Raw genomic sequence first — 13,521 nt, 5'->3', positions numbered from 1 at the left:
GAAATATCACTAAGTTTCAGTGGTCTGGCTAGAATTTGTTGTTTGCTCTGACGGATTGTATCCGAACTGTTTTTTAAATTCCTTACTGAAGTATTTCCTGTCGGAAAAGCCTACGGCATAAGCGATTTCACTGATATTCATTGCGGATGTTAGTAACTCTTTCGCTTTGTTTAGCCTATACGTTTTTACATAATTGTTGAGTGACAAATTGGATATGGCTTTTAGCTTGCGATAGAGGATTGGTGCGCTCATTCCCATTGTTCGCGCTATAAAATTGACATCAAAGCCATCTGATTGGATATTTTCTTCAATCAACTGATTTAGGGATGAGATAAATTGTGCATCGAGTTCATTGTCGAATATAGCCGTTTTGACTTCAAATTCCTTGCTTCTTTTCTGACTGACCGCTATGAGATTGTGTGCAGAAAGAAAAAGCTGTTTATTGTCGAAAGGTTTTGTCAAATAGATGTTTGCGCCATGCTCTAAGGCCAACGTTTGGGAATCGTTGTCGGTTACCGCAGTCAGCAAGATGAATGGTATATGGCAGGTCGTCATATTTGTTTTAATGGCCTGGCATAGCTGAGCACCGTCCATGTAAGGCATCATCAGATCCGAAATAATCAGATCAGGGATATATTCCAATGCTTTAGAAAGGGCTTCCTCACCATTGACAGCAGTAATAATGCTGAAGTTTTCCTCAAATAGACTGACAACGGCTGCTAATAATTCGCTATTGTCCTCTACAATCAAGATGGTCTGCTTTAAGGAAATATCCAGCGTGCCTAAATTCGTTGTGTTTGCTTCCTCTGTCTCTTTTGTTAATATTTCTAGCGGTATAACTCCGGTTTTTTGGTTTATTTGCTTGGGGAGACTAACAGTAAATACAGTCCATTGGCCTTTTTCATCATTCATCGTTGAGCAGCGAATATCTCCTTCGTGCTGCTGCACAATTTGTTTGGTAAGTGCTAGACCAATACCTGTTCCGATCACGTCATTAGCCTGTTCTTCACGATAGTACTCTTCAAATATTTTAAATTGGTTGTCGGTAGCGATACCGATACCATTATCGATAATACTGATCGCTATTGTGTGATCATTTTCGATAAGATCCAGATAAACTGTGCCATGTTCTGGTGTGTACTTGATCGCATTTGATAAGAGGTTAAACATGACTTTATCAAATTGTACAGTATCTATGGATTGTAGCCCCACAGCATCCAGCTGCCGGATATAGTAGTTGAGGTGTTTTGCTTTTGCAAGGTCATTTAATAGGTAGAATGTATCTTCTATATATTCCCGAAAAGAGATGTCTGTTTTCTTCAGTACAAAGTGTTTGTCATCGAATTTTTTAAAATCCAGTAGCTCGTTGATAACACCCAGGAGTTTACTGGCATTCTTTTTTATCCGTTTTACCTTGTTCTGGGTAGAAGTAAGATTGGCTGTTTCGGAAATAATTTCATCCAAAGGAGCCGTTATCAAAGTCAGTGGTGTACGGATTTCGTGGGATATCTGTGTGAAGAACTTTATTTTCTTTTCCTGTTCCCGTTCTGAGTTGATCAACATCTCACGTTCGACAACAAACTTGATAACAAAATGTACACCGAGAGTAAACAAGCCGGCATACAAAAGATAGGCCCACCAGGTCCTCCAAAAGGGAGGTTTAATATCGATATTGATCCGCAGGGGTATGCTGCTCCAGATACCATCGTTGTTACTGGCGAAAATGGTCAAGGTGTGCATACCTGTAGGAATATTGGTATATCGTATAGAGGGGGTATTTGTTTCAACCCAATCCTTGTCGAAACCTTCGAGCTTATAGCGGTATCTGTTCTTCTGCGGTTTGATGAAATTGGAACCTGAGAAATTAATCGTTACAAAGTTTTCATCGTGTCGGAGTTTGAGCTGGTAGCTGTTGGGGTCTGACGTTTTCTGTAAACGTCCGTAGTTCAATGGCGTGTCTTCGAGAAAGATATTTCGAAAGAGTACTTCGGGGATGTTCTGATTAAAGATAATTTTTCGGGTATCTAGAGAAACTACACCATTTAGTGTCGTGACGAATAGTGTTCCTGCTTTGCTGGCAAAGACTTTGGCACCAAGTAGATTTTTGACCGGTAAACCGTCATATTGATTCAGGAGATAACGCTGTTTTGTTTTGGGATTGTAGCATATTAATCCATTTTTACTTGTAAGCCACACTTGATTGTTCACAATGATGGGCCAGCCTAAGGAATTGTTTGGAAAACGTGATACTTTGGTAAGCTTATCGTGCTGATCAAGATGATAAAGATCTTCTTTTGACGTCAGCCAGATGTCACCATTCGGATGCACATAAAATCCACCCAGGGCTAATGTATCAAGCTGTTTTATTGGTCGTATGTTTGATTCATTCGGTTTTTTGCGAAAAAGTGTCCCGCCTCTAAGAAAATAGGTCTGCTGTTTATGATCAGCTTGGATATCATCAATTGTACCTGTTTTTAATGCAGCATGATACGTTGCAGGTTTTCCTGGCTCCACGATATAGAGCCCTTTGTTGGTTCCAAGGTAAATACGGTGTGTCGGATCGACGTAAATGCTGTAGATGTTATTTTTGAGATTTAGGAGTTCTTTTTCGAGGTAAAAATGCTGTGCATTTCCAGATTGTGCATCGATAATGGAATAGCCGCCGCCATATTGTGCCGCGTAGATTTTATTATCGCGAACATAGAGGTCCTTGATCAGGTTTGACTGGGTTAATTTTGATAAAGGTGAAGTTACTCCAGTTATTTTGTCAATTTTGTTGATTCCTTCTTCTTCTGTTCCGATCCAAAACGCATTTTCTGACTCAGCAAAACTGCCGGTGATATCGCTACTGAGGCTGAGAGCAGTGCGCGAACGTGTTGAGTAATGCTGTATGGGGATGAGATCGGGGTAGATGGCATTGATTCCTCCAAAATAAGTTCCTATCCAAGTGATCTGTTGGCGATCTATGAAGATATCATAGATGGAATTTTGACTCAATGAGTTTTTGACGGAGGTATTGTGTTTATAGTTTAGGAAATGTGGCGAGCCGTTAAAGATGGAGAGTCCTTTTAGTGTACCGATCAAGAGATCTCCTTGTTTGGTTGGGACTATTTTTCTGATGTTATTGCTCAGTAGGTTGCTGTTTGATTCTGTTAAGTTATTCCATTTTTTATCAATGAAGTTGTATTGGAATATTCCGTGCAATTTTGTGCCAACCCACAGGATGTTTTTATGAAGATACATTGTGCTGAAAATCTGCTCTTTTAAAGGCAGGGGAGATGCTATAAGATTCTGGTTCGTAGAAATTTGATTATTTTTCAATGAAAAAGACGTTATGCCATCCATGCTCGCCATGATATAGGTTTCCGGTCCTGTCTGAATAATCGATTGTACTCGGGATTGGTTAATGAGTTTTTTGAGATTGTAGGTACCTGCGGTGGGGATAGCCTGATAGAGCCCTTTGTCGGTGCACAGAAATATTTTGTCTGAAAGGAACTGTATGTCGGCGACAGTAATTTTTTCTTGAAAAGGTTTTCCCTGTTTAAATACCGCTTTGCGTTTGTCGATATCGAAAATAAATAACTGCGTTGCTGTAGCAATGAAAAGGTCATTATTTGCGTTGATGGCAATCTTGTTAATGTAATCTACCTTTTTAAATACTGTATCCTGTATGAGAATATTGGTGATATTTTGGGAGTCGTATACAAAAAGGTTGGCTCCGCCACCGAACCAAAGTTTACCTTGTTTATCTTGAGCAATTGTTAATACCGCCTGTTTATCCAATACGTTCTCCTGGCTTAGTGTCTCAAATTTCAGATTCTGGGCATGACAAATGGAAACGATGGATATCAACAGCAGAAATTGTCGCGATAAAATAGGTAGTATGCTCATGGTTATGGGGTATTTGTGTCAAATTTAAGATTTTACCCCCAAATATTTATGAATTTCACCCCTCTTAATTTGCTGATAGACTCATCTTTGACCTATTAAACAACCAATTTTTATTTTAAAACTAATTTCCTAAAGTATGGCAAAGTTTTACAAAGTTGGACTGTCTGCTATGATTATGTTTACTGTGGGTGCGAGTATGGCACAACAGAAAATTTCAATTACGGGGCGGATTACAGACAGTCAAGGAGCACCTTTATCGGGTGTAACGATTCGAGAAAAGGGTGGAAAGAACGCCACTTCAACAAATGAGGCAGGTCAATATGCCATTTCTGTTTTAGAAAATGCTACATTACTGATTTCATATATAGGATATCAGGATCAAGAAATCAATCCTAAAGGGCGTTCGATAATTAATATCAGTCTGGAAAAAAACACCTCAGCCCTTGATGAAGTTGTTGTTGTGGGTTATGGCACGCAGAAAAAAGTCAATTTGACTGGATCTGTCGCTACTGTCGGTGCAGATAAACTTACAAATAGACCGATAATGAACCTTGCTGCGGCTCTAGGTGGAACTGCACCCGGTATACGTGTTACGCAGGGCAACGGAAATCCTGGAAGCGAGGATGTCTCCATTCGTGTTCGTGGTACAGGATCTTTCAATAATAATAACCCACTGATTCTTGTTGATGGTGCTGTCGCCGATATGGTTCCATTAAATACCGATGATATCGAGAATATTTCTATTTTGAAAGACGCGGCTTCGGCAGCAATTTATGGATCTCGTGCTGCTAATGGTGTCATTCTTGTGACTACTAAAAAAGGGAGGAAAGGTGAGGCGCCTAAAATAACATTCAATGCATTGTATGCACGTGAGAAAGCACAAACTGATTTGAAGTTTATGTCAAGTACCGCAGATTGGATGGAACTACACAACATCGCTAAGGTGAATGCTAACCCAACTTCTACATCTCCTGATTATACACTTTCAACGATTGAAGACTGGCGCAAAGCAAATGCTGATCCTAATGGTATTTATACTAATCAGATTACCGGGAATAGCATCCCTAATTGGTTGGCATATCCAAACACAGATTGGGCGCAGGTTCTCTTCCAGCCCCAATATTATCAGAGATATGGTGTTTCAGTAACTGGGGGTAGTGATAAATCTTCTTATCTCATGTCCGCCGGATACCAGAATAATCCTGGAACGTTGGCAAATACTGGAATGAAGAGATTCAACATTCGGACCAATTTGGAAACAAAAATTGCGGATAGAATTACTTTTGGAACACAAACCTATGCAACAAAGGAGTATAAGCAGCCAGGTAGCACTTCAATGACTTATTTGCTTCAAGCTTTTCCGGGAATGACACCAATTTATGAGGGAAAATATGGATCCAGTGAAGATCCCAACACAACAAATAAGGATAATATTCTCCAACAGGTGGCTTCGAATGGTGGAGAAAACAACTACACACGTATCAATAGCACGTGGTATGTTAACGCGGATCTTTGGAAAGGAATTATTGCAGAAGCTCGCTTTAACTATAGTGATTATATGCGTGAGGATGAAAATTATTCCCAAAACTTGCCGAGATATAGTTTTAGAGAAAGCTTTGAGAAGCCTAAAGAGGGGATAGGGAATTTAGACCAGGCAACGACATATAGATACTCTTATAAATCTTCCAGTTATACAGCGAATGCATTATTGCGTTACGCGCATACTTTTGGGAAACATGATGTTGGCGGATTAGTAGGATACGAGCAATATTATTCAAAGACAAGTGGGTTTAACGCTACAAAAAGGGGCTTATTAGACTGGGACGTAACGGATATAACTTCAGGTGCGACAATGGAATCAATTGGAGGTGACGCTAAAGCGGAGAACGCAATGATTTCTTATTTTGGCCGTGTAAACTATGCCTATGATGGTAAATATTTGTTCGAAGGAAACTTTCGTTCGGACGCGTCATCTAAGTTTGCTCCCGGACATCGCACAGGATTTTTCCCTTCTTTCTCAGCAGGTTGGGTAATCAGTAACGAACGTTTTTTTGACCCAGCCAAAACAACGGTTAATTACTTAAAGCTTAGAGGGTCCTATGGAACCTTAGGGAATACAATAAGTGGGAATTACGATTGGCAGACTCTTTATCAAAAAGTGAATAATGTATTTAACGAGTCGGTTGCGAATGGGGTTATTCAGCAAACTATCCAAAATCTTAGTTTATCATGGGAGAAACTAACGACATATAATGTTGGGTTGGAAGCCAGTTTCTTAAATCGTCGTTTGAGTGTCGAAGCCGATATGTACTCCCGAAAGACTTCTGATATCTTAACAGCAGCTATTATTTATTTGACAATGGGTAATATCAATGCACCGATGTCCAATACCGCTTCAATGAATAATAAAGGGATAGAACTAAATTTGGGGTGGAACGACAAAATCGGAGATTTTAGGTATGGAGTTAGTGGTAATATCTCTTACAACATGAACAGAGTTTCCGGATTTAAAGGAACGTTAAAGTATGAACAAGATCCATCGACTCTCGATATTTGGGGTAATCCAACTTGGCGCTATACGAATTTAGCAGATGTATCTACAGGAGGAAACGAACGTCGTGTTGAACAACATATGCTTGACGAATGGTTTTTAAGAAGGCCTTACGCAGGTACTGGAACTTATATGAAATCTGATGGAAGTGTAGATCCTAATGGTGGTCCAACAGATGGAATGATTCGTACTAAAGCCGATCTGGAGTGGGTGAAATCCATGATAGCTGCAAATTATTCTTTCAATAACAATACAGTGGGGCCAGGAGCAGCAAATATTTGGTATGGCCAAATGCTTATGGCAGATGCGAACGGTGATGGTAAGTACGGTAATGATGATGACCGTGAATTCACTGGGAAGTCTTCTGTTGCCAAATTTGTGTTTGGCTTAAATCTGACAGCAGCCTACAGGGGCTTTGATCTAAACATGCTTTTGGCGGGACGTGTCGGATCTTATCATTATATTAATGAGCGTGGATCTAATGGATCAATATTGGCAAATACAGGTGATCAATTGCCAGCAGATGCCTGGACCAAATATTATTCTTATGATGCAGTAAGAGCAAATAGCGATTATGATAATTATGATCCTGCTACAGATCCAAATGCAAATATAAATGGTAAATATCCACGTTTACTTTCTTCAAGTTCAATCATGCAGGCTAATACATTCTACCTGTATAATACCTCGTATTTAAAATTAAAGTCTTTGCAGTTGGGGTACACATTTCCTAAAAAATGGATTAATCAAGCTAAAATTAAAGACTTAAGGGTATTTGTAACAGGAGAAAACCTATTGACTTTTAAACATAAAGACTTTCCAGGAGTGGACCCGGAATTAGGTGGTTCATTGATTGTTTATCCGATCGCGAAGCTATATTCCGCCGGGGTATCAGTAACTTTTTAACTTAATCTCAGAACAGAAGGATAAGTTAATTTGAGTTTTCAATAGAGTAAGACTTAGACTAGCATCTTAATCTTAACTCTGTTTAGTCAAATAAAATAGAAATAGAGATGAAAAAAATATTAAAATCTGTCATAGCAATTGGTATAGCAAGTTCTTTATCGTCTTGTACGAAAATATTGGACCTTGCACCTAATGACAAAATATCTTCGGGAACAATGTGGTCAACGGAAACGCTGGTTGATCAAGGGGTAATAGGTGTTTACTATTCATTACAACGTCCGGTAAGAAGTGACGGAATCGTAGGGACATCTGCAAATATTGGGTATTATGCTTATGAGGCATTTGGTATGACTGGTCAAGGTGAATATAACTTAAATAACCTATTCTCCAGCGCTGTGAATCCAAGTAATTCCTATTTTTCATTCCAATGGAAATGGTTGTACGATGGTGTACATCGCGCTAACGATGCAATTGTTCATATTCCCGGTGCGACGATGGCTCAGGAAAAAAAGAATAAATTAGTAGCCGAATGTAAAGTGTTACGCGCCTTTTTTTACATGCGGCTCAATGAACTGTACGGTCGGAATGGTTTAGGTGTTCCTATTTACACCGAGCCTATCAGTCCTGCAGAAGGTAACAAAGGGCAGAGTTCAGAAGAGGAGGTTTGGGCACTTATTATTAAAGATTTGACAGATGCAATCAATGAGAGTGCTTTGCCGAACAATCAAATCCAAGGAGAAGGACGTGTGAGTAAAGGTGCCGCTTATGCACTACGTGGCCGTGCTTATCTTATGACCAAAAAATACGATCAGGCAGTAGCTGATTTTGCGAAAGTTGGAGAGAGCGGCTATAAACTCTTTTCAAATTATAAGCAATTATTTAAAGTTGCCAATGAACGTTGTGAAGAGATGATTTTGAGCGTTCAATATATTGAGGAACCTTCAGGATACGGTTCTGCCGTACAGAAGTATACCGCCGCATTTCAACAGGGAGCAAAAGATAGTAGAGGGTGTTGGACAGATTTGCAAGTAACCCCGGCCTTGGTCAATTTGTATGAAGAAATAATTGATGGTACTACTGTGCGTCCTTTTAGTTGGTCGGATTATATTCCTGAATGGAATACCGTAAATGCTTTAGGTGCGCCCAATAGAAAAGTCTTTTTTATACGAGACCAAAAAGTTAACGGAAATGATGTTCACCCTACGGTAACCACAGTAATCAATACAGAATTAAATAAATTGAATAGTACTGCGCGAGCGTTGTATCTGCCTGAGGGTAACGAAGCGCGGCTTAAAGCAGCTTATGCGAATAGGGATCCACGGTTAGCTTATAATGTAGTGACTCCTTATGCATCATTCCAAGGAGTAAATAGCAATTCCACGGCTGCAGGTATGTATACATACAGATTCCCAGTTACTGGTAAGTACTATGTAGACCAATCTGGAGCTGAGCCCAATTTAAATAGTAGTTTACCTGGTAGTTATTATACTTCTGGAAGTGCAAATGCGCAGGCAGAATTTAAGTATATCCATCGTAAGTTTGTGGGCGAAGGGTTAGAATATGCTCGTCGTGAACAAAATCCGATCGACGAACCTATTATTCGTTATGCTGATGTTTTGTTGATGTGGGCAGAAGCATTAGTCGAAATGAATGATTTACCTGGTGCTATGGCAAAGGTAAAACAGGTTAGAGATCGGGTTGGAATTCCAACAATGGCCTCTTCTTTTTCAGATCAAAACAAAGCACGGAATTATGTACGAGATGAACGGCGCCGGGAATTAATTGGTGAGGGAGTTAACTTTTTTGATGAAATGCGTTGGAAGACACTGAAAGAAACAAAGTTCAACGAAAAATTCGCGCAGCATGCTTGGGGTGGCACAGAAAATACAGGTGGTACCACTTATGAATGGATAGGTGACCAATGGTACACGTGGCCAGTCCCTAAATCTGAAATAGAGTTAAATAAAAATTTGAAGCCAACACCAGGCTGGGTTTATTAAGTAAAGAAGTTGTTATCAATCGCTCACGCAATCGTTTGCTAGAGCGATTGATTTTTTTTGATTTGTTTTTTTAGTTTAAAATAAAGATTTTTAATGTTTTGTGTAACACTTCGATTGTGTTCGTTATAAACCAATGTCAATGAAAAGAAGACTCTTATTAAAACTATTGGGCGGTGCTGGAATGGGCGCACTGGCGACATCTTTTGCTAGTGAAGTGAAAGCCAATGTTGCCGCGTCGGAAAAAAATAATAACAGCGAGAACGATCGTGCCTATTGGGTATCTATTTTACATAAGATGGCTGCTCCAATTTTAGGCAATATCAGTAAGCAACAATGGCGTAAAAATATGCCGATGGAAGTGAGTCCTACTTTCGATAGTAGAGACCCTGGAGTCGGATACCTAGAAGCTTTCGGTCGTTTGTTGGCAGGTATGGCTCCTTGGTTGGCCTTACCGGATGACGCAACTGAAGAAGGTCAATTGCGTAAAAAATTACGTGACCAAGCATTACTGGGTATACAATATGGTGTAGATCCTAAATCGCCGGATTATTTTACCTGGCGAGGCCCTTCATCCCAAACACTCGTCGATGCGGCGCATCTTGCATTAGCCTTTTTGAGAGCTCCTCAAGCTTTATGGCAGCCTTTGGACCAAGTGACTAAAAAAAGAGTAGTTGAAGAATTCAAATTGCTGCGGAAGATCAAGCCGAATGAGAGTAATTGGTTGCTGTTTGCCGCGATGACAGAGACATTTCTCTATAGCATCGGGGAGGAGTGTGCTCGTGAGAAGATCGATTATGCGGTCAATAAATTTGATCAAGAATGGTATGTCGGAGACGGTTGGTACAGCGACGGAGCCCGTTTTAGTTTTGATCATTACAATGGGTATGTGATTCACTGTATGCAGGTGGAGTCGCTACGCCATAATATTACCGCCGGCGGAAAATACAAAGAAATGTATGATAGAGCGTATAAACGAATGCAGCGCTATGCACATCATTTGGAACGTATGATCTCTCCAGAAGGTCATTATGTTGTTGTTGGCCGTTCCTCAACTTATAAGAATGCAGCGTTCCAGCCTTTGGCGACAGTTGCTTTAGAAAACAAGCTCCCCGAGGATATCTCAAAAGGACAAGTCCGGGCAGCTCTTACAGCGATATTAAGGCATATTTATATAGACAAAACCTTTGCACCCTCAGGATGGCTGCGTATGGGAGTGGTAGGTGACAAACAATCCAATCTCGCAGATTACTATACAAATGCAGGGTCTATGTATGTGGCCTCCCTATCATTCTTGCCATTGGGGTTACCGGCAGACGATGAGTTCTGGACCTGTGCTCCACAACCCTGGACTTCCCAAAAATGCTGGAATGCAGAGCAATTTCCCAAAGACTATTATGTAAGTTATTAAACAAAAAAGAATAAAAAAGCAAAAGATTAAGGACTGGATAAAATGAAGATACAACACTATATTACGGGGGCTTTAATGATTGGACTAGGAATGCAGGGAATTTCCTGTTCCAGTCAGCGAAACTTAGGGACAGCAAAATTGGGCCTTGACAAAGAATTTGTCCGTACCAATTTAGAAGATGCACATAAACAAATCGCTTACCTCGCAGCATCGATCAATGAATCCGATATGCCCACGACTTATAAAGATGGTAAATATGTGAGTTGGGGTTCAAGCTGGTGGTGCTCTGGATTTTATCCCGGTACAGTGCTTTATCTATATGAGTATACCAAGGATGAAAAACTTTTGACGGAGGCTAAACGTAAATTGAAGCAGCTGGAAAAAGAAAAAAATAACAAAGGAACACATGATTTGGGCTTTATGTTATACTGCAGCTTTGGGAATGCATTACGTTTGACGGGAGATTCGGCTGCTTATAAGGAAATTTTAAGTATTGGAGCAGCATCGCTGGCAACACGTTTCCATGAAGCACCGAAAACAATTCGTTCATGGGACGGTGGAAGAAACTGGGATGGTCAGCCTTGGACCTATCCAGTAATCATCGATAATATGATGAACTTGGAGTTTTTGACGGAAGTTTCCAAAATGACAGGTGATAAGCGTTATCGTGATATTGCGGTACAACATGCCAATACAACGATGATCAATCATTACCGAAAAGATTATAGTTCCTACCATGTGGTGGATTACAATCCGAAGGATGGAAGTATTATTTCGAGAAAAACTGCCCAAGGAGCTTTTGATGAGTCTGTATGGGCTAGGGGACAGTCTTGGGGACTTTATGGGTATACGATGATGTATCGTGAGACTGGCGACAAGAAATATTTGGAGCAGGCTAGGCATATTGCACAGTTTTATCTGAATCATCCTAATCTTCCAAAAGACCTGATTCCTTATTGGGATATGGACCAGAACAAGCTTACTCCGGATAGTAAATATTATAGCCAGAAAGATCTTCGTGATGTGTCGACAGCTTCAGTAACTGCTTCGGCTTTGCTGGAACTGGCACAATACACAACAGGCAGTGAAAGCCAGTTTTATATCTCGAAGGCTGAGCAGATGTTGCGCTCGCTTTCTTCTAAACCCTACAAAGCAGATTACAAGGAAGCCGGTGGCTACGTCTTGAAACATAGCGTCGGCTCAATCCCACATAAAACAGAGGTGGATGTGCCTTTGACCTATGCCGATTACTATTATGTAGAGGCATTAGTGCGGTATGACCGATTGCTCCGAGGAGAAAAGGTGATTAAACAATAGACGATAAGGCACGTTTAAACTGTTCTTAAAATAAGTGTTGTTTTAGGAACAGTTTTAGCCGTTTGTGCTCTTGGAAAAAATGCAGTTCCAACCAATCCTAAATTTTCATTGGAGCATCTCCTGTTATAATAGTCGCGATAGACCCATAATATTTGGCGAGATCTGTCACCCGGATGTGTCAGATCTATACCGCTCCGTTTATACGTTACCAATATCATAAATCTAACAAAGGATGAAAACAACAAATAGTAAAGTCAGATTTATTGAAATTACACTTATTATGTTTTTTAGGGGTCGGTAAGTTCTTGTATTTCAAAATTGTATATTCTGATCAAGTAATCATTTGGACGTATTAGTAGGTAATGCACCTATTTTTTTACGGAGAATTTTTTAAAGCGATGTGCCGTTGATCTTTCAACCATAATTATTAATGGCGAGGCATCATTCGCTAATGATCGAGAAACTTTAGTCAATTTATCTAAAAGAAAGGAGGCCCTTATGATTTAGGCAAGATAAAAGCCAATTGTTGATAAGCTATATCTCAAAAAAGCTTATTGAAATAGTCAATTATTTATAAACACTTTTGAATTATGTTAAAAAAATCATTTGTAATAGCCTTTGTGTTATTTATTGTCACTGGTTTGTTCGTTCAAGCTAGAGATTTGAGTGTACCAGCAGCAGTAAAATTATCTAATAAACGAAATATAATTTCTACGGAGAATGTTGGGGCAAAAAAAAATACCAAAACGAATATTAAAACACTAAGTAGCACATTCGACTTTTATGTGTATAACTTTAGTAATTCACCCATTTATTTGACCTTTAGTGGGAATTTTCCAGGAGGAACCACACAGCATGTTGTTGTCCCTGCGAATACGTTATCTTATCCAGTCAATATTCAAAGTGGAAATTATGATATTTATGCAAGTTGTCCTAGTTGGTTAACAATGTGGTATGCGATGAGCTGCGGTCATTCGGGCTCCGGACAATCTTACACTTTCGAAAATGTTTATTTAAGCGATACTGGCTGTACATCGTTAGATGTCGGAAGCAATTAAGTTGCCCAAAATAATTAATGTTGCTGTCTCAATGTCTTCATTGGGGCAGCTATTTACTATTTCGGTCGAATACGATGGTAGAAGCCGAAAGAATTTTTGATTCGCTACATATTGAGGGCTAAGCAAATGCTGCGGTCGCTTTCTTCTAAACCCTACAAGGCAGATTATAAAGAAGCCGGTGGCTATATTTTGAAACATAGTGTCGGATCAATTCCACATAAGACAGAAGTAGATGTGCCCTTGACCTATGCCGATTACTATTATGTGGAGGCATTGGTGCGATACGATCGGTTGCTTCGCGGAGAAAAGGTCATCAAGCAATAACAGTAGCTTTTTTTAGTTTTCAACAAAGTTATTAACACGATGTGGAAAAGAAGCTGTCTCAAATTT

Annotated in this window: 7 protein-coding genes; 6 read left to right on the top strand and 1 reads right to left on the bottom strand. The window is 39.8% G+C overall.

Annotated features, from left to right (window positions below; all coding sequences use genetic code 11):
- Positions 1–9 precede the first annotated feature (9 nt).
- The gene (locus B3H30_RS19320) at positions 10–3,891 is read right to left on the bottom strand and encodes a hybrid sensor histidine kinase/response regulator transcription factor (RefSeq protein ID WP_286709449.1); all 3,882 of its coding nucleotides are present in this window, start codon (positions 3,889–3,891) and stop codon (positions 10–12) included.
- A 136-nt stretch (positions 3,892–4,027) separates the two neighbouring features.
- On the opposite strand from B3H30_RS19320, the gene B3H30_RS19315 reads away from it, so the two are divergent.
- The 6 genes from B3H30_RS19315 (at position 4,028) to B3H30_RS19290 (ending at position 13,455) form a co-directional block, all read left to right on the top strand.
- Positions 4,028–7,348 (top strand): SusC/RagA family TonB-linked outer membrane protein, encoded by a 3,321-nt coding sequence (locus tag B3H30_RS19315; protein WP_286709448.1) that lies wholly within the window; start codon positions 4,028–4,030, stop codon positions 7,346–7,348.
- Between the two features lie 107 nt (positions 7,349–7,455).
- A complete protein-coding gene (locus tag B3H30_RS19310; protein WP_286709447.1) occupies positions 7,456–9,348 on the top strand; it encodes a RagB/SusD family nutrient uptake outer membrane protein in 1,893 nt (630 codons plus the stop codon).
- A 139-nt stretch (positions 9,349–9,487) separates the two neighbouring features.
- On the top strand, positions 9,488–10,756 hold the full coding sequence (locus B3H30_RS19305) for a DUF2264 domain-containing protein (protein WP_070561789.1): 1,269 nt from the start codon (positions 9,488–9,490) through the stop codon (positions 10,754–10,756).
- A gap of 42 nt (positions 10,757–10,798) precedes the next feature.
- Complete coding sequence (locus B3H30_RS19300; RefSeq protein ID WP_286834799.1) at positions 10,799–12,073, top strand: glycoside hydrolase family 88 protein; 1,275 nt, start codon at positions 10,799–10,801, stop codon at positions 12,071–12,073.
- Between the two features lie 590 nt (positions 12,074–12,663).
- Positions 12,664–13,131, top strand: coding sequence for a hypothetical protein (locus tag B3H30_RS19295; protein ID WP_070561546.1), 468 nt, complete (start codon positions 12,664–12,666; stop codon positions 13,129–13,131).
- A gap of 96 nt (positions 13,132–13,227) precedes the next feature.
- Positions 13,228–13,455: a hypothetical protein gene (locus B3H30_RS19290; protein WP_312351930.1), complete on the top strand. Its 228-nt coding sequence runs from the start codon at positions 13,228–13,230 to the stop codon at positions 13,453–13,455.
- Positions 13,456–13,521: the final 66 nt, after the last annotated feature.

It is taken from the genome of Sphingobacterium sp. UBA7038, assembly GCF_002494055.1.
Lineage (GTDB): Bacteria > Bacteroidota > Bacteroidia > Sphingobacteriales > Sphingobacteriaceae > Sphingobacterium > Sphingobacterium multivorum.
Note: the sequence above shows the minus strand (reverse complement) of the source record. Positions and strands in the feature narration are given on the sequence as shown.

Bases quoted from the DNA above. Each gene is read 5' to 3' on its own strand.
- B3H30_RS19320 (WP_286709449.1), bottom strand. From the start codon at position 3,891: ATGAGCATACTACCTATTTTATCGCGACAATTTCTGCTGTTGATATCC.
- B3H30_RS19300 (WP_286834799.1), top strand. From the start codon at position 10,799: ATGAAGATACAACACTATATTACGGGGGCTTTAATGATTGGACTAGGA.
- B3H30_RS19310 (WP_286709447.1), top strand. From the start codon at position 7,456: ATGAAAAAAATATTAAAATCTGTCATAGCAATTGGTATAGCAAGTTCT.
- B3H30_RS19305 (WP_070561789.1), top strand. From the start codon at position 9,488: ATGAAAAGAAGACTCTTATTAAAACTATTGGGCGGTGCTGGAATGGGC.
- B3H30_RS19295 (WP_070561546.1), top strand. From the start codon at position 12,664: ATGTTAAAAAAATCATTTGTAATAGCCTTTGTGTTATTTATTGTCACT.
- B3H30_RS19315 (WP_286709448.1), top strand. From the start codon at position 4,028: ATGGCAAAGTTTTACAAAGTTGGACTGTCTGCTATGATTATGTTTACT.